The organism is Actinomadura sp. 21ATH (assembly GCF_041951345.1).
GTDB lineage: Bacteria > Actinomycetota > Actinomycetes > Streptosporangiales > Streptosporangiaceae > Spirillospora.
The window spans coordinates 1,027,797-1,044,264 of record NZ_JBGNUR010000002.1; the positions used below are offsets into that span (position 1 = coordinate 1,027,797).

Genomic DNA, 16,468 nt, shown 5'->3' on the forward strand with positions numbered 1-16,468 from the left:
ACGGCACCGGGACGCGGGGCGGGCGGGAGCGGCCGCTAGGGGCGGCGCGTCTCGTTCTCGATCGTTTCGCGGATCCGGTCGCGGTCGGCTCGGGTGTCGGACTTGATGCCGACGTACGGGCGCAGGTAGGTCTGCTGCACGCCCGGGACGCGGTCCTCGACGACGAACGTGGCCTTGGTGGACGCCTCGGCGCCGGCGGTGCGGACGGTGGGAAGCGTCTTGAAGTCCGAGCGCATCTCGTCCCGGTCCAGCCGGCTGATCACGTAGCCGCGCTGGTTGTTGTAGAAGCGCAGATGCGGGTTGATCTTCAGGAACGGGTGGCTCGCCGGGTCGGAGTCGGCGCCGTCGCCGCCGCTGGTGATCGACGTGCAGACGAGCTCGGCGCCGATCGTCTTCGAGTCCGGGTCGTCGAAGTCCGCCTTCAGGTCGCTGGCCCAGTGGGCGTGGACGTCGCCGGTGAGGACGACCGGGTTGCGGACCTTCGCGGCCAGCCACCCCTTGGTGATGCGGTCGCGGGAGGCGACGTAGCCGTCCCAGCCGTCCATGCTGGTGACCTTGGCGGGGCCGGAGTCGTTGTCGCGCTGGGCGAAGAAGACCTGCTGGCCGAGGACGTCCCAGCGCGCCGCCGAGCGGCGGAAGCCGTCCAGCAGCCACTTCTCCTGGGCGTCGCCGGTGATGGAGCGCTTCGGGTCGCCCGCGGCGGCGCAGTCCTTGTAGCCGTCGCCGCACGCCTGGTCGTCGCGGTACTGGCGGGTGTCGAGCATGTGGAAGTTCGCCAGCCGGCCCCAGCGGACGCGGCGGTAGAGCTGCATCTGCGGTCCGCGCGGGACCGAGCTGCGGCGCAGCGGCATGTTCTCGTAGTACGCCTGGAACGCGGCGGCGCGGCGGGCGCGGAAGTCCGCCGGGTCGGGCGTGTCGGAGCCGGCCTCGGGCACCGCGCCGGCCCAGTTGTTCTCGGTCTCGTGGTCGTCCCAGACGACCAGCCAGGGCGCGGCGTGGTGGGCGGCCTGGAGGTCGGGGTCGGACTTGTACTGGGCGTGCCGCTGGCGGTAGCCGGCGAGCGTGACGGTCTCGGGGCCCTCGTGGTCGCGGACGTTGCCGCCCGGAATGGTGTAGACGCCCTTCCGGTACTCGTACTGGTAGTCGCCCAGGTGCAGGACCAGGTCGGGGTGCTCCTCGGCCAGCCGGCGGTACGCGGTGAACAGGCCGTGCTCGTACTGCGAGCAGGACACGAACGCCATGGACAGCGCGGGCCCGAAGGACGACGGCCGGGGCGCGGTGAGGGCGCGGCCGACGGGCGAGACGAAGTTCGCGACGCGGAAGCGGTACCAGTACTCGCGGCCGGGGCGCAGGCCCCTGAGCTCGACGTGCACGCTGTGGGCCGAGGAGGGCCGGGCGGCGGCGGTGCCGCGCCGCTCGATCCGGCGGAAGCGCTCGTCGGCGGCGACCTCCCACCGCACCGGGAAGGTGGCGTCCGGCATGCCGCCGAGGCCGTCCTCGGCGAGCGGCCGCGGCGCGAGCCGGGTCCACAGGACGAAGCCCTCGTGGTCGGGGTCGCCGGCGGCGACGCCGAGCGTGAACGGGTCGCCGGCGAGGCCGCCGGGGGCGCGGCGGGCCGCGGCGTGCGCGGGCGCGGCCGCCAGGCCGGCGGCGACGCCCGTGGTGGCGAGGCCCGTGGTGGCGAGACCGGTGGTGACGAGGAACGATCTCCGGGCGAGCGGCTGGGGAGCGTCGGCCATGGCGTGACCCTTCGAACGGTCGGTGATGATCGCCGGAAAGCCTCACGGAGGCCGGTGACCGCGGCGTTCCGCGCAGATGACACGCGTTCCAACAGAACCCGATCTTTTCCGCCCGGCGCGGGCGGGCGGGCGGGGGACGCGCGAAGGGCCGGTAAAAGAAGAAAACCCCGGGCGGCGGGCACCGGGGCGGCACGAAGGATGGTAGGCTTCCGCCTGCAAACAGGCGTACAACACCTCCACCTTACGAACAGGAGACTACCGGACGCATGCGAGCCCGTCAAGTCAAGTCCGTACCGGAACCGATTTCCCAGCCGGACGCCGACGGCGCGCGGGAGGCCGCGACGCGCACCGAACAGGAGTACGTCACGCGTGTGTACGACCGGCTCGACGCCGAGCGCGAGCGGGCCGAGGCCGAGATGCGGTCGGGGCCGGCCCGCACCGGCGGCGGCAGCGCGTTCCAGGCCAGGGTCGAGCGGCAGGCGGCCGCCGAGGCGGCGGCGCGCCGGCTGGCCCGGCTGTCGGCCGTCGAGCGCGCCCTGTGCTTCGGCCGCATCGACCACCGCGCCGAGGGCGGCGAGCCCGGCGACACCTTCTACATCGGGCGCATCGGGCTGCGCGACGAGGACCGCGAGCCGCTGCTGATCGACTGGCGGGCCGCGGCGGCCCGCCCGTTCTACACCGCCACGCCCGGCTCGCCGGGGACGCTGGCCCGCCGCCGCCACCTCCACCTGCGCGGGCGCTCGGTGGTCCGGCTCGACGACGAGGTGTTCGACCTGGAGGGCCTGGCCGAGGACGACCGCACGACGATCGTCGGCGAGGCGGCGCTGCTGGCGACGCTGCGCCGCGGCCGCACCGGCCGGATGACCGACGTGGTCGCCACCATCCAGGAGGAGCAGGACCAGGTCATCCGGTCCGGGCTGCACGGCGTCCTGGTCGTGCAGGGCGGCCCGGGCACCGGCAAGACCGTCGCGGCGCTGCACCGCGCCGCGTACCTCCTCTACACCCACCGCGGCGTGCTCGAACGCCGCGGCGTCCTGGTCGTGGGGCCGAACGCGACGTTCCTGCGCTACATCGAGCAGGTGCTCCCCGGGCTCGGCGAGACCGACGTCGCGCTGGCGACCGTCGGCACGCTCTACCCGGGCGTGCGCGCCACCGAGTACGAGACGCCCGCGGCGGCCGTGCTGAAGGGCGACATCCGGATGGCGAAGCTGGTGGAGGCCGCCGTCCGGGACCGGCAGGCGGTCCCCGAGGGCGACCTGGAGGTGGCCGCCGACGACATGGTGCTGCGGGTCTCCCACGAGGACTGCGTCCGCGCCCGCGACCGCGCCCGGGCACTGCGCGCGCCGCACAACATCCAGCGCCGGCTCTACGTGCACGACCTGCTGGAGGCGCTCGCGCTGAACCGCGCCGAGCAGTACGACCGGCTGGCCGACGAGCCGCTCGAGCAGATGATCGCCGAGGGCGGCGTGCCCGACTGGCTCCAGGAGCTGATCGACGAGGCCGAGGACGAGCCGCTGCTGGACGAGGCCGATCTGAAGCTCTCCAAGGAGGCGCTCTGGCAGACCCCGTCCGTCCGGGCGGCGATCGACGCGCTCTGGCCGGAGCTCACCCCGCAGCGCCTGCTCGCGGACCTGTACGCCGACCCCGCCGCGCTCGACCGGGCCGGCGGCCATCTGTCCGCGACCGAGCGGCGGCTGCTGCACCGCCCCGCCGGCGCGGACTGGACGGTGTCGGACGTGCCGCTGCTGGACGAGGCGGCCGAGTGGCTGGGCCAGGACGACACCGCCGACCGGATCCGGGCCCGCGCCGCCGCGGCCGAGCAGGCCGAGGAGGAGCGCTACGCCCGCGAGGCGATCGAGTCCACCGGGCAGACCGGGGTGGACTGGATGAACGCGGCGGACTGGGTCGACGCGGCCACCCTCGCCGGGCGCCACCACGACGACGGCCCGCCGCTGACCACGGCCGAGCGCGCCGCCGCCGACCGGCAGTGGGCGTACGGGCACGTGATCGTGGACGAGGCCCAGGAGCTGTCGGAGATGGCGTGGCGGACGGTGATGCGCCGCGTCCCAACGCGTTCCCTGACGGTGGTCGGCGACATCGCGCAGACCGGCAGCCCGGCCGGGGCGCGGTCGTGGGGCCAGATGCTCGACCGGTACGTCCCGGGCCGGTGGCGCGAGCAGCGGCTGATGGTCAACTACCGCACCCCGGCGGCGATCATGCGGGTGGCCGCGGACGTGCTGGCCGCGGTCGCGCCCGACCAGGTGCCGCCGGAGCCGGTCCGCGACGACGGCCCGCCGCCGCGCGCGCTGCGGCTCCGTCCCGCGGACCTGCCGGGCCTCGTCGGCGCGGAGCTGGCCGAGATCGACACCGGCGAGCGCGACGCGGGCCGGCTGGCGGTGATCTCGTCCGGCCGGCGCTACCCGGGGGTCCGCGCGGCCCTGCCGGACGCCGAGTACGGCGCGACCCCGGAGGCGCTCGACTCCCCCGTGGTGGTGCTCACCACCGACGAGGCCAAGGGCCTGGAGTTCGACTCGGTGATCGTCGTCGATCCGGCCGGGATCATGTCCGAGTCGCCGCGCGGCGGCCAGGACCTGTACGTCGCGATCACCCGCGCCACCCGCCGCCTCACGGTCGTCCACGACGGCGACCTGCCCCCGGTCCTCGCCGCCCTCACCCCGGCGGACTGACCCGCCGCGGCGCGGCGTCCTCCCCCGGCCGCCGGGGGAGGGCGCCGGCGGGGCCCGCGCGGCCTAGCCCTTCAGGGGAGCGGAGTGCCAGCGCCAGCGCGTGCGGCGCGGGCGGCCCGGCAGTTCGGCGCGGCCGGTCGCCCACAGCAGGGCCGTCCAGGGATCGCCGTCCTGGGGCACGTCCGGGAAGAGGCGGGCGAGGGACGGGGCGCACAGGCCGGCGGGCGGCGTCCAGCCGAGACTGAGGCCGGCGGCCATGTCGTGGGTGTGGACCAGCGTCTCCACGACGCCCATCGCCGCGAAGCCGGGCGGGTCCGCGACACCGAAGCTGTGGTACGAGCGCAGCTCCGGCGGCGCCGCGCGGACCAGGGCGCTCAGCATCGCGCCGCTCGCCTCCAGCACCTGGAGGAGGCCGGCCGGGCCGGCCGCGCGGTCGGCGTGGATCGCGTTCCGGGGGCCGCCGGGCCGGCGGCTCTCCCAGCCGAACGGCACCGGGCCGTCCACGGCGGGCGCGGCGGGGCCGAGCTGCGCGGCGTACGAGAAGAGGTCGTCGGCCAGGTGCTCGGCGGTCTCCCAGCAGGTCCAGTCGAGGGAGCCGGCCTTGCGGTCCCAGGCGTCCGGGGCGGCGGGGCGGAGGGTGTCGAGCGCGAGCCGGACGGCCCGGTCGAGATCGTCGGCGAGGGGCATGCGGTCCTGTCGGTCGGTCAGTCGATCACGGGGCTGCGGCGTTCGAGGAACGCCACGTCGCGCCAGCGGCTCGTGCCGCCGAACTCGTGCCGCGCCATGCGCTCGCGGACGCCGATCGTGCGGAAGCCGAGGGCCTCGTGCAGGCGGATGCTGGCGACGTTCTCGGGGAAGATCCCGGCTTGGAGCGTCCAGAGGCCGCCGCGCTCGCTGGAGTCGATCACGGCGCCGAGCAGGGCCCGGCCCACGCCGCGCCCCTGCGCCGCGGGGTCGATGTAGATCGAGACCTCGGCGACGCCGGCGAAGCAGGCGCGCTCGGAGATCGGGGACAGCGCCGCCCAGCCCAGCACGCGGTCGGCGTCGCGGGCCACGAAGCGGTGCGCGGCGAGCTTGCCGGCGTCGAATCTGTCCCAGCTCGGGGCGGCCGTCTCGAACGTCGCGTTGCCGCCGTCGATCCCGCTCTGGAAGATGGCCAGCACCTCGCCGGCGTGCTCGGGCAGCATCGGAAGGATCTCCACCCCACCACTCTAAGGAGTGGTCAGGAGTGCTGGAGATGCGCCAGGGTCCGGGCCAGCTCGGCGCCGATGGCCCGGCCGGCGGCGGCCGGGTCGCGGTCGCGGACCGCCTCGACGAGCGCGGCGTGCGCGTCGGTGCCCGCCTCCTCCTCGTGCTCGTGCACGTCGATGATCCGCACCAGGTCGAGCAGGCCCTCCCGCAGGACCGGGAGGAACTCGGCGAACAGGTCGGTCAGCAGCGGGTTCCGGGCCGCCGCGACGACGGCCCGGTGCACGGCGATGTCGGCGTCCACGAACGGCTCGACCGGCCCGCCGATGGCCGCGTCCCGGGCCGCCAGCGCCACGTCGAGGGCGGCCAGGTCGGCGTCGGTGCGGCGGGCGGCGGCCAGCTCGGCGGCCCTGACCTCGATCATCATCCGGATCTCGTACACGTCGGCGACCGAGGCGCGGCGCAGCCGGGCTGCCCATTCCCCGGCGGGCTCGGTGGCGACGACGAAGACGCCGGCGCCCTGCCGGGTCCGCAGCAGGCCCGCGCCGGCCAGCGCGCGGATCGCCTCCCGCACGGTCGAGCGCCCCACGCCCAGCTCGGCGGCCAGGGTCGTCTCGCCCGGCAGGCGGCTCCCGACCGGCCACTCCCCCGCCGCGATCCGGTCGCGGAGGTTGCGGGCGGCCTGCTCGGCGAGGGGGCTGGGGGTGAGCATGCGGAGTCCTTCACACCGGGCACCAACTTGTCTGAGAAGCTGACAAGCCCTAGCCTACGTGACCATGCTGTCGCGCAGCCTGCTTCTCGGCCGCCGCGGCGGGGCCTGATTCCGACCGGCACCCCGCCGCGGGGTCCGGTGCTGCCGGTCGTCCGACGACGGCGAGGAACAGCCAGCATGAACTTCCCGACCCTGAACACCCCGGCCGGCCCGGCGGGCCCCGACGCGTGGAACCCGCAGCGCGCCGGCTCGATGCCGTCCCACCGCTACAAGCCCGCCCACGAGCGGGTCACGATCCCCGGGATCGACCGCACCTGGCCCGCCCGCCGCATCGAGCGGGCGCCGCTGTGGGTGCCCGTCGACCTGCGCGACGGCAACCAGGCGCTGGCCGAGCCGATGGACCCGGCCCGCAAGCGCCGCATGTTCGACCTCCTGGTGGCGATGGGCTTCAAGGAGATCGAAGTCGGCTACCCGTCGGCCAGCCGGACCGACTTCGACTTCGTCCGCGAGCTGGCCGGGTCGCCCGGGCTGCCGGACGACGTGACGGTCGTGGTGTTCACCCCGGCCCGCCGGGAGCTGATCGACCGGACCTTCGCCGCGATCGAGGGCATCCCGCGCGCGGTCGTCCACCTGTACACGGCGACCGCCCCGACCTGGCGCGACATCGTCCTGGGCCACGACCGCGACGCGCTGTACGAGCTGATCCGGGACGCGGCCGGGCACGTCGCGCGGCTGGCCGGCGACCGCCCCGGGTGGCGCTTCGAGTTCTCCCCCGAGGTCTTCAATCTCACCGAGCCCGACTTCGTCCTGCGCGTCTGCAACGGGCTGACGGAACTGTGGGACGCCTCGCCCGACCGGCCGGTGATCCACAACCTGCCCGCCACCGTCGAGATCGCCACCCCGAACGTGTACGCCGACCAGATCGAGTACATGCACCGCCACCTGGACCGCCGCGACTCGGTGATCCTGTCGGTGCACCCGCACAACGACCGCGGCACCGGCGTGGCCTGCGCGGAGCTGGCGATGCTGGCCGGGGCGCAGCGGGTGGAGGGCTGCCTGTTCGGCAACGGCGAGCGCACCGGCAACGTGGACCTGGTCACGCTGGCCCTCAACCTGCACGCGCAGGGCGTCGACCCGATGATCGACTTCTCCGACATCGACGAGATCCGCCGCACCGTCGAGCACTGCAACCGGATCCCCGTCCACGTCCGGCACCCGTACGGCGGCGACCTGGTCTACACCGCCTTCTCCGGCACGCACCAGGACGCGATCGGCAAGGGCATGGCGCACCACGCCCGGCGGGCCGCCGAGCTGGGCGTCCCGGCGGACCAGGCCCCGTGGGAGGTCCCGTACCTGCCGATCGACCCGGCCGACGTGGGCCGCGACTACGAGGCGGTCATCCGCGTCAACAGCCAGTCCGGCAAGGGCGGCATCGCCTACCTGCTGGAGACCGCGTACGGCCTGGACCTGCCGCGCGGGCTGCGCGTCGAGTTCTCCCGGATCGTCCAGGAGGCGACCGACGGCAGCGGCGAGGAGATGACCGCCGAACAGCTGCACGAGCTGTTCCGGGCGACGTACCTCGACGGCGGCCCGATCGTCCTGGAGGCCCGGCGCACGGCGCACACCGGCCCCGCCCGAGAGGACTTCACGACCGACATCGCCATCGCGGGCCGCACGTACAGGGGCACCGGCGAGAACGACGTTTCGGCCGTCGCCGATGCCCTGGACGCGGCGGGCGTGAAGGTAGAAGTCCTGGACCTGGAAGAACGCGCCGGCACCGCGTACGTCCGGTGTCGCGTGGACGGCGTCACGCGGTGGGGCGCGGGCGACGACCCGGTACGGGCCGTACTGTCGGCCGCCAACCAGGCCGCGCGCTGGTAGAGCCGCCCCGCGCGGACCTCAGCCACCGCGCGGGCGCGCTCGCCCGTTCACGGTCACGTAGCGAGCCGCCAGGCGAGCGCAGCGGGCCTGCGATGCGGTAAGACAGCGGCGGGCCGCCGGTGCCGCAGCCCCGGTCGGCCGGCGGCCCGCCGCCGGTCACCGGCGCCGGCGGCGCCGGGGGCCCATGGGACGGCGCCAGGAGAGGCCGGTGCCGGGGATGCGGAACGTCATCTCCTTGCGGCCGTCGGCGGTGCGGGTGTAGCGGGCGCCGCGGCCGCCGACGCTGTGGCCGACACCCGACCTCGACAGGTTGAGGCGGAACGGCCCCATCTTGATCGATTTCCGGTAGCTCCAGCCCATCGTCTCCTCCAGACGGTTCGCCGCGACCGTGCCCGCGCGGCGGCCGTCCATTCCCCGTCCTCCTCAGGGTCCGACCGGAAACCGCGTTACGGGCATCTTCCGACCAAAAGCGGCCGGTTTTCCCCAAGGCGGCGACCTTTACCCGCCCCGTCCGGGCGAGGAGCCTGTGCCTCTGACAGTGATCAACTACACCGGAGGTGCGGGTTGACCAGGAGACCCCTGCGACGCAGCGCCACGATCGCCACGCTGGCCGCCGCCGCCCTGATCGGGGCGGGCGGGGCCGCGGAGGCGCGTGCCGCCGTGCCGAGGATCGTGGTGAAGGACGGGCTCACCCAGCCCGCCTTCTCCTACAAGGACGCCATCCGCGAGCACGTCTACGTCGAGTCGCCCGTCGACAGCGACCGGGACGGCAGGCGCGACCGGGTGCGCGCCGACATCGTGCGGCCGAAGGAGTCCGACCGGGGCCTGAAGGTGCCGGTCATCATGGACGCCAGCCCGTACTACGACAACTCCGGGCGCGGCAACGAGGCCGAGCGCAAGACCTACGACGCGAACGGGAACCCGGTGAAGTTCCCGCTCTTCTACGACAACTACTTCGTCCCGCGCGGCTACGCGTTCCTCGCCGTCGACATGATCGGGACGACGCGGTCGGACGGCTGCCCGACCTCCGGCGGGGCGCCGGACGTCCTCGGCGCCAAGGCCGTGGTGGACTGGCTGAACGGCCGCGCCAAGGCGTACCGCGCGGACGGCTCCCAGGTGCGGGCCGGCTGGAGCACCGGCCGCACCGGCATGATCGGCAAGTCGTACGACGGCACGCTCGCCAACGGCGTGGCCGCGACCGGGGTCCGCGGGCTGGAGACCATCGTCCCGATCTCGGCGATCAGCGGCTGGTACGACTACAGCCGCATGAACGGCGTGAAGTACTGGAACGACGAGCAGCCCTGGCTCGCCGACTACGTCGACACCGACCCGCCCGCCAAGTGCGCCGCCGTGCGCGCCGAGCTGGACCGGGGCGAGGACGACGCGACCGGGAACTACAACGCCTACTGGGCGGAGTCGAACTACCGGCACGGCACGGTCGGGAACGTCGGGAACGTCCGGGCCAGCGTCTTCGCCTTCCACGGCGTCAACGACCTGAACGTCAAGACCAACCACTTCTCGCTCTGGTGGGAGGGGCTCGCGAAGCGCGGCGTCACCCGCAAGGTGTGGCTGTCGCAGCGCGGGCACGTCGACCCGTTCGACACCCGCCGGGAGAAGTGGATCGCGACGCTGCACCAGTGGTTCGACCACGAGCTGCACAAGATCAGGAACGGCGCGCTGCGGGAGCCGCGCGCCGACATCGAGGTGGGCCCCGACCAGTGGATCACCCAGCGCGACTGGCCCTCCCCCGGCGCCCGCGCGCTGACCCTGCGCCCCGGCGAGGACGGCTCGCTCGGCGGCGACCGCGGCCGCGGCACCGGCACGTTCACCGACGCGCCCGGCCCTGAGGGCACGGGCTACAGCGAGGGCGACCTGGTCAGCGACCCGACGGCGGCCAAGCCCTACCGGCTGGCGTACGTCTCGGGCCCGGTGCCCCGGACGGCGCGCATCTCGGGCACCCCGTCCGCGAGCCTCAGGGTCAGGCTCGACCGGCCGACCGCCAACCTCACCGCCCTCCTGGTCGACTACGGCGAGGACACCCGGATCGACTACCTCGGCCGCGGCGAGGGCATCGAGACCCTGGCCACCGAGAGCTGCCACGGCGAGAGCACCGCGACCGACGACGCCTGCTACCGGCAGACCCGCACGAAGACGGTCACCGCGCCGGTGAACGTCGTCGGACGGGGCTGGCTCGACGCCCAGAACCACGCCTCGCTCAGCGACCCGCGCCCCCTGAGGCCCGGCGAGTACTACGGCGTGCGCTGGGAGACCCTCAGCCAGGAGTACGTCGTCAAGAAGGGCCACCGGCTCGCGCTGATCATCGCGGGCACCGACGCCGACTACACCACCGAGACGCCCACCGGCGCCCAGGTGACCGTGGACCTGGCGGGCAGCTCCGTCCGCGTTCCGGTCGTGCTCGACTCCGCGGACGCCTCCGCGTTCGCCGCGCCCGAGGCCCGCGACACCTGGCGGGGCCCGGCGGACGTCGTCCTCCCCGTCCAGCCGCGCGAGTTCCGCTGACGGCCTGATCCCGCGAGCCGCCGGTCCGCCCGGGCCGGCGGCTCGCCGCTTTCCGCACGGCCGTGCCCGTCAGCGCTCGTCAGTGGCCGTCTCGGTCCTTGCTGGGCTGGACGCGCTTGGGCTCACCGGGCATCTTCGGGTAGTTCGGCGGGTACGGCATGTCGCCGAGCCCGTGGTCGCTCTCGTCCCGGTCGGCCATCTCCAGGAGCGGCTCCAGCGAGAACGCCCGGTCGTCGATGGCCGCGTGCAGGTCGCCGACCTTGGCGAAGCGCTCGGGCATCGTCACGATGGTGAAGTCCTCGGGCCGGACGTCGCCCAGCTCGTCCCAGGTCACCGGCGCGGAGACGGGCGCGTGCGGGGCCGGGCGGACGCTGTAGGCGGAGGCGATCGTCCGGTCGCGGGCGTTCTGGTTGAAGTCCACGAAGATCTGCTCGCCGCGCTCCTCCTTCCACCACTTCGTCGTCACCTGCTCGGGGACGCGGCGCTCGATCTCCCGGCCGAACGCGAGGGCGGACCGGCGGACCTCGGTGAAGGTCCAGCGCGGCTCGATCCGCACGTAGATGTGGACGCCGCCCTTGCCGGAGGTCTTGACGAAGCCGGTGTAGCCCAGCTCGTCCAGCAGGTCGCGGGCGGGGCCGAGGGCGACCCGGACGGCGTCCTCGAAGCCGGTGCCGGGCTGCGGGTCGAGGTCGATGCGCAGCTCGTCGGGATGGTCGACGTCACCGGCGCGGACGGGCCAGGGATGGAACGTGAGCGTGCCGAGGTTGGCGGCCCAGGCGACGGCGGCGACCTCGGTGGGGCAGACCTCGTCGGCGGACCGGCCGCTCGGGAAGTCGATCCGGGCGGACTTGACCCAGTCGGGCGCGTTCTTCGGGATGCGCTTCTGGTAGAACGCGTCGGCGCCGTGCGGGTTGTCGCGGGTGGCGAGGCGGGCGCCCTCGAAGACCCCGGACGGCCACCGTTCGAGCGTGGTGGGGCGGTCGCGGGTGGCGCGCAGGATCCCCTCCCCCACGGCCAGGTAGTACTCCACGAGCTGCCGCTTGGTGTAGCCGTGCTCGGGGAAGTACACCTTGTCGGGATTGGTCACCTTGACGAGCCGATCCCCTACCGGGATCTCGATGAACGGCGAGGCCATGCTGGCACGTTAACCCACGCGTCGGACAGAGTCGGGAAAGCCCGGCACGAGGTAACGTCATGAGCATGGGGAAGATCCACAAGACCGAGGAAGAGTGGCGGGCGCAGCTCAGCCCCGAGGAGTACCACGTGCTCCGCGAGGCGGGCACCGAGCGGCCGTTCACGGGGGAGTACACCGACACCAAGACGGTGGGCGTCTACCGGTGCCGGGCCTGCGGGGCCGAGCTGTTCCGCTCCGAGACGAAGTTCGACTCGCACTGCGGCTGGCCGTCGTTCTACCAGCCGTCGGAGTCCGACGCGGTCGTGCTGATCGAGGACCGGTCGCTGGGCATGGTCCGGACCGAGGTGCGGTGCGCGAACTGCGACTCGCACCTGGGCCACGTCTTCGAGGGCGAGGGGTACGACACCCCGACCGACAAGCGGTTCTGCATCAACTCGGTGTCGCTGGCCCTCGAACCGGCCGCCGGCTGACCAGCCGGCGCCGGTCCCGGGGGCCGCTCCGGGGAATCCGGGGGGAATCCGGGGAAAGGGCTCAGCGGGTCTCGCCGACCTCGCAGTCGTCCTTGTCGCTCTGCTTGTTGGCGAGGACGACGCTGCCGTTCCCGGAGCTCTTGCCGTGCACGAAGACGCGGGGCTCGGTGTCCCCGCCGTTCTTCAGGAACTCGAGGGTCCACTCGCAGAGGGAGACGGCCGGCTTCGAGTTCTCGTCGCCCTCCTCCAGATCGGTGTAGACCCGCAGGAAGTCGCCGGTGCGCTGCACGTCCTTGACGTACTTGGCGACCTTCCTGTCCGGGTCCTTGGTCTGGATGTAGGGGAGGACGTCGGCCGTGTCGTCCCCGGGCGGCGCCGCCGGATCGCTCGCGGCCGGGGTGGCGGAGGCGGAGGGGCGCTTCTTCTGCGCGGCCGCCGCGGCGTCGTGCCCGCCGCCGCCGTCGGCCGCCGCGAACGCGACCCCGGCGACCACCGCGGCGAGCGCGACCGTGGCGGTGCCCGTGCCCGCCGCCACCAGCCCGCGTCTCCCCCGCGCCGCCCCGGCCAGCCGGTTCCACCGGACGCTGATCTGGGACGGCGGTTTGGCGTGCCGGCCGCGGCCGTGCCTGGGAGGAGCTTTGGTCACGGCCAGCACTTTACTGGCCTTTCGGCCGGACCCGGCCCGCATCGCGCGATCCGCCGCGCGGGCCGGGGCCGCGGCCGCTAGGGAAGGCCCGCCACCAGCTCCGCGACCGGCTTGCGGCGGCCGGTGTAGAAGGGGATCTCCAGCCGGACGTGCCGGCGCGTCTCCGAGCCGCGCAGGTGCCGCATCAGGTCCAGGATCCGGTACAGCTCGTCCGCCTCGAACGCCAGGATCCACTCGTAGTCGCCCAGCGCGAACGACGGCACCGTGTTGGCCCGCACGTCGGGGTAGTCCCGCGCCATCATGCCGTGCTCGGCGAGCAGCGCGCGGCGCTCGTCGTCGGGCAGCAGGTACCACTCGTACGAGCGCACGAACGGGTACACGCACACGTGCGCGCGGGGCTCCTCGTCGGCCAGGAACGCCGGGATGTGCCCCTTGTTGAACTCGGCGGGGCGGTGCAGCGCCATCTGCGACCACACCGGCTCGCTCGCCCGCCCCAGCGCCGTGCGGCGGAAGCGGGAGTACACCTCCTGAAGGTCCTCCGACGTCGGCGCGTGCCACCAGAACATGTAGTCGGCGTCCGCGCGCAGGCCCGCTACGTCGTACAGGCCGCGCGTCGTCACGTCCTTCTGCGCGGCCTGGTCGAGCAGGTCCTGCACCTCGCCCGCGTCCTTCTCCCCCACGACGCCGGTGTCCTTGACGCGGAACACCGACCACATCGTGTAGCGGATGACCTGGTTCAGGTCGCGCGCCTTGGGCTTGCCCTCTGCCATGCTCATTCCCTCCCGGCTCTCGCCCGGCTCTCCAGAAACTCCTGCACCCTGGCCGCCGCGGCGCGCGCGCTCGCGATGCAGGCCGGGATCCCCAGTCCGTCGTACGCCGCGCCCGCCACGGCCAGTCCCGGCTCCTGGAGGACGGCGGCGCGGACGCGCGCCACGCGGTCGGCGTGGCCCACGTTGTACTGCGGCAGCCCCCCGCCCCAGCGGGTCACCCTGCTCTCCAGGGGAAGCTCCGAGACCCCGCAGGTGGCCGCGAGCTCCGTCATCGCGGCGGCCTTGAGGTCCTCGTCGCCCCGCTGCAGCGCCTCCTCCTCGCGGAACCGCCCGATGGAGCACCGCACGGCGATGACGCCGGGCTCCCGGTCGCGCAGGTGCGGCCACTTGATCGAGCTGAACGTGACCGCCTTGACCTCGCGCCCCTCCACGGCCGGCACCAGGTAGCCGCTGCCCGCCGGGAGGCGGCGGAACGCGGTCGCCGAGTAGGCGAGCGTGATGATGGCCATGCTCGCGTAGTCGATGCGGGCCAGCTCGCGCGCGGCGGCCGGGACGTCGGCGTCCAGGAGGCGCGCGGCGGGCGCGGCCGGCACGGCGAGCACGACGGCGTCCGCGTCCATCCGCTCGGGGTCCCGGGCGGAGCCCAGGGTGAGGCGCCAGCCCTCCGGGGTACGGCGCAGCTCGCGGACCGCCGTCCCGGTACGGACCGACCCGCCGGCGGCGGCGAGGTCCTCGGCGACCAGGTGCGGCAGGGTGCCGAGCCCGCCGGGCAGCGTCGCGAACACCGGCCCGGCCCGCGCGGGGTCGGGCGCCGACTCCCGGATGCCGCGCACGGCGGCGATGAGCGAGCGGTGCGAGCGGGCGGCGGCGGCCACGGCGGGCAGGGTCGACTCGAACGAGAGCTCCTCGACGCGGCCCGCGTACACGCCGCCCAGCAGCGGCTCGACGAGCCGGTCGACGACCTCCCGGCCCATCCGGGCGCCGATGTAGTCGGCGACGGACACGTCGCTGCCGCGCGGCGTCTCGCGGAGCAGCAGGTCGAGCGGGACGCGGGCCGTCCCCGCGGCGGACAGCACGTGCGAGCCCGCCAGCGCGCGCAGGTCGGACGGGACGCCCATGACCTGCCCCGACGGGATCCGGCGGAGCGCGCCGTGGCTGAGGATCGCGGACGAGGTCGTCCCCGGGTGCACCAGCTCGCCGGACCGGCCGAGGTCCCGGACCAGGTCCAGGCCCTCCGGGCGGCGGGCCAGCATCGACTCCGCGCCCTCGTCCACCGGTACCCCGGCGATCTCGCTGACCTGGAGCTTGCCGCCGATGCGCGGGGAGCCCTCCAGTACGGTCACGCGCGCGCCGCCGCGGGCCAGGATCCGGGCCGCCGCGAGGCCCGCGATGCCGGCCCCGACGACCACGACATGGGAGGTGCTCATGCCTTCAACGATCCCAGACACCCCCGGCGGACCCGGCGGCACCCCACCGCACGGGACCGTTCCGGCGGCCCCCGCCCCCGGGCCCGGCCCGGGACATGACCTGGGACGTGACCTGGGCGCGGCCTCATCGTGGCCGGATCGCGATCCGGCGGCCGGAACGGTGATCTGCGTCATACCGTCAGACCGGCCATGGTGACCGTCAGAACCGTCAGACACGCCGTGTGCGTGCTCGCCGTACTGCTGCTGGCCGGCGCCCTGGCCGCCTGCGGCGGAGGCGGCGGCAGCGATTCCGCCGGGGCGCCCGCGCCCGCCACGGCGGCCCAGGAGGGCGGGGGCGCCCGGGACACCACGACCAACCGCTACTCGGGCGGCGGTTCCACCGGCTCCGGCGGCTCCGCCTCGGGCGGCCAGGGCGGCGCCCGGGCCCCCGGACGGCTCCCCGTGCCGGCCGGGCGCGCCGTCGTCTACTCGGCCGACCTCCGGGTGGAGGCCGAGGGCGTCGAGGAGGCCGCGGCGAAGGCCAAGCAGCTGGCCGGCGCGGCGGGCGGGTACGTGGCGAACGAGTCCTCGTCCACCGACCCCGCGACGGCCCGGCTCACCCTGAAGGTCCCCGCGGACCGGTACGCCGGCGTCCTGGACCGGCTGGCCCGGCAGCTCGGCGAGAAGCTCTCGCTGCGCCAGGAGGCCGAGGACGTCACCGAGCAGGTCGCGGACGTCGACAGCCGGGTCCGGTCGGCCGAGGCCACGCTCGCCTCGTTCCGCAAGCTGCTGGACCGGGCGGACACGGTCGGCGAGGTGATCAACGTCGAGGAGCAGATCGCGACCCGGCAGGCCGATCTGGAGGCCCTCCAGGCGCGCCAGAAGGCCCTCAAGGCGAGCACGGCCTACGCGACCGTGTCGCTCGTCGTCCAGTCGCCCGAGGACGCCCCCAGGCGCGACGAGGACCCCAAGGGCTTCGTCGGCGGCCTGAAGAGCGGCTGGGAGGCGTTCACGGGCTTCCTGTCCGGGCTGGCGCTCGTGACGGGCTGGCTGCTGCCGTTCCTGGCGCTCGCCGCCGCCGTCGGCGTCCCCGCGTACCTCCTGCGGCGCCGGTGGCGGAGGGCGCACCCCGCCCCGCCGAAGCCGCCGGCCCCCGTCCGGGTCCCGGCCCGGGAGGTCGTCCCCGGCATGGAGAGCATGGAGAGCATGGAAACGGGAGAGTCCGAACAGGCCGCAGAGGCCGCAGAGGCCGCAGAGGCCGCGAAGCCCGCGGAACCGGCCCGGGAGGGCGCCCCCGAGGCGCCCCGGTAGCGG

At 74.4% G+C, this 16,468-nt stretch carries 14 protein-coding genes; 5 read left to right on the top strand and 9 right to left on the bottom strand.

What is annotated here, in order from left to right:
* Window positions 1-35: 35 nt before the first annotated feature.
* A complete protein-coding gene (locus tag ACA361_RS11090; protein WP_375011762.1) occupies window positions 36-1,739 on the bottom strand; it encodes an alkaline phosphatase D family protein in 1,704 nt (567 codons plus the stop codon).
* A gap of 266 nt (window positions 1,740-2,005) precedes the next feature.
* Between ACA361_RS11090 and ACA361_RS11095 the strand changes: the two genes are divergently transcribed.
* Window positions 2,006-4,426, top strand: a complete 2,421-nt coding sequence (locus tag ACA361_RS11095) for a HelD family protein (protein ID WP_375011763.1) — start codon at window positions 2,006-2,008, stop codon at window positions 4,424-4,426.
* 63 nt (window positions 4,427-4,489) lie between these two features.
* Here ACA361_RS11095 and ACA361_RS11100 read toward each other — a convergent pair whose 3' ends face one another.
* From ACA361_RS11100 to ACA361_RS11110, 3 genes are read right to left on the bottom strand one after another with little or no spacing between them, the layout of a single operon-like run.
* Window positions 4,490-5,113, bottom strand: coding sequence for a maleylpyruvate isomerase N-terminal domain-containing protein (locus tag ACA361_RS11100; RefSeq protein WP_375011764.1), 624 nt, complete (start codon window positions 5,111-5,113; stop codon window positions 4,490-4,492).
* A gap of 17 nt (window positions 5,114-5,130) precedes the next feature.
* Window positions 5,131-5,628: a GNAT family N-acetyltransferase gene (locus ACA361_RS11105; protein WP_375011765.1), complete on the bottom strand. Its 498-nt coding sequence runs from the start codon at window positions 5,626-5,628 to the stop codon at window positions 5,131-5,133.
* A 20-nt stretch (window positions 5,629-5,648) separates the two neighbouring features.
* Window positions 5,649-6,326 (bottom strand): FadR/GntR family transcriptional regulator, encoded by a 678-nt coding sequence (locus tag ACA361_RS11110; RefSeq protein ID WP_375011766.1) that lies wholly within the window; start codon window positions 6,324-6,326, stop codon window positions 5,649-5,651.
* A gap of 177 nt (window positions 6,327-6,503) precedes the next feature.
* Here ACA361_RS11110 and ACA361_RS11115 point away from each other — a divergent pair, with 177 nt between their 5' ends.
* Window positions 6,504-8,207, top strand: a complete 1,704-nt coding sequence (locus ACA361_RS11115; protein WP_375011767.1) for a 2-isopropylmalate synthase — start codon at window positions 6,504-6,506, stop codon at window positions 8,205-8,207.
* A gap of 156 nt (window positions 8,208-8,363) precedes the next feature.
* On the opposite strand, the gene ACA361_RS11120 is transcribed toward ACA361_RS11115, so the two are convergent.
* The gene (locus ACA361_RS11120; protein ID WP_375011768.1) at window positions 8,364-8,618 is read right to left on the bottom strand and encodes a DUF4236 domain-containing protein; all 255 of its coding nucleotides are present in this window, start codon (window positions 8,616-8,618) and stop codon (window positions 8,364-8,366) included.
* A 153-nt stretch (window positions 8,619-8,771) separates the two neighbouring features.
* Here ACA361_RS11120 and ACA361_RS11125 point away from each other — a divergent pair, with 153 nt between their 5' ends.
* Window positions 8,772-10,727, top strand: coding sequence for a Xaa-Pro dipeptidyl-peptidase (locus ACA361_RS11125; RefSeq protein WP_375011769.1), 1,956 nt, complete (start codon window positions 8,772-8,774; stop codon window positions 10,725-10,727).
* Window positions 10,728-10,806: 79 nt separating this feature from the next.
* Here the strand turns inward: ACA361_RS11125 and ACA361_RS11130 are convergent, their stop codons facing one another.
* Complete coding sequence (locus ACA361_RS11130; protein ID WP_375011770.1) at window positions 10,807-11,862, bottom strand: DNA polymerase domain-containing protein; 1,056 nt, start codon at window positions 11,860-11,862, stop codon at window positions 10,807-10,809.
* Between the two features lie 65 nt (window positions 11,863-11,927).
* Here ACA361_RS11130 and msrB point away from each other — a divergent pair, with 65 nt between their 5' ends.
* Window positions 11,928-12,332, top strand: coding sequence for a peptide-methionine (R)-S-oxide reductase MsrB (gene msrB, locus ACA361_RS11135; protein ID WP_375012008.1), 405 nt, complete (start codon window positions 11,928-11,930; stop codon window positions 12,330-12,332).
* A 61-nt stretch (window positions 12,333-12,393) separates the two neighbouring features.
* On the opposite strand, the gene ACA361_RS11140 is transcribed toward msrB, so the two are convergent.
* The 3 genes from ACA361_RS11140 to hemG form a co-directional block, all read right to left on the bottom strand.
* On the bottom strand, window positions 12,394-12,978 hold the full coding sequence (locus ACA361_RS11140) for a hypothetical protein (RefSeq protein ID WP_375011771.1): 585 nt from the start codon (window positions 12,976-12,978) through the stop codon (window positions 12,394-12,396).
* A gap of 77 nt (window positions 12,979-13,055) precedes the next feature.
* A complete protein-coding gene (hemQ, locus tag ACA361_RS11145) occupies window positions 13,056-13,748 on the bottom strand; it encodes a hydrogen peroxide-dependent heme synthase (protein WP_375011772.1) in 693 nt (230 codons plus the stop codon).
* 2 nt (window positions 13,749-13,750) lie between these two features.
* Window positions 13,751-15,175: a protoporphyrinogen oxidase gene (hemG, locus tag ACA361_RS11150; RefSeq protein ID WP_375011773.1), complete on the bottom strand. Its 1,425-nt coding sequence runs from the start codon at window positions 15,173-15,175 to the stop codon at window positions 13,751-13,753.
* A 189-nt stretch (window positions 15,176-15,364) separates the two neighbouring features.
* Here hemG and ACA361_RS11155 point away from each other — a divergent pair, with 189 nt between their 5' ends.
* The gene (locus tag ACA361_RS11155) at window positions 15,365-16,465 is read left to right on the top strand and encodes a DUF4349 domain-containing protein (RefSeq protein WP_375011774.1); all 1,101 of its coding nucleotides are present in this window, start codon (window positions 15,365-15,367) and stop codon (window positions 16,463-16,465) included.
* Window positions 16,466-16,468: the final 3 nt, after the last annotated feature.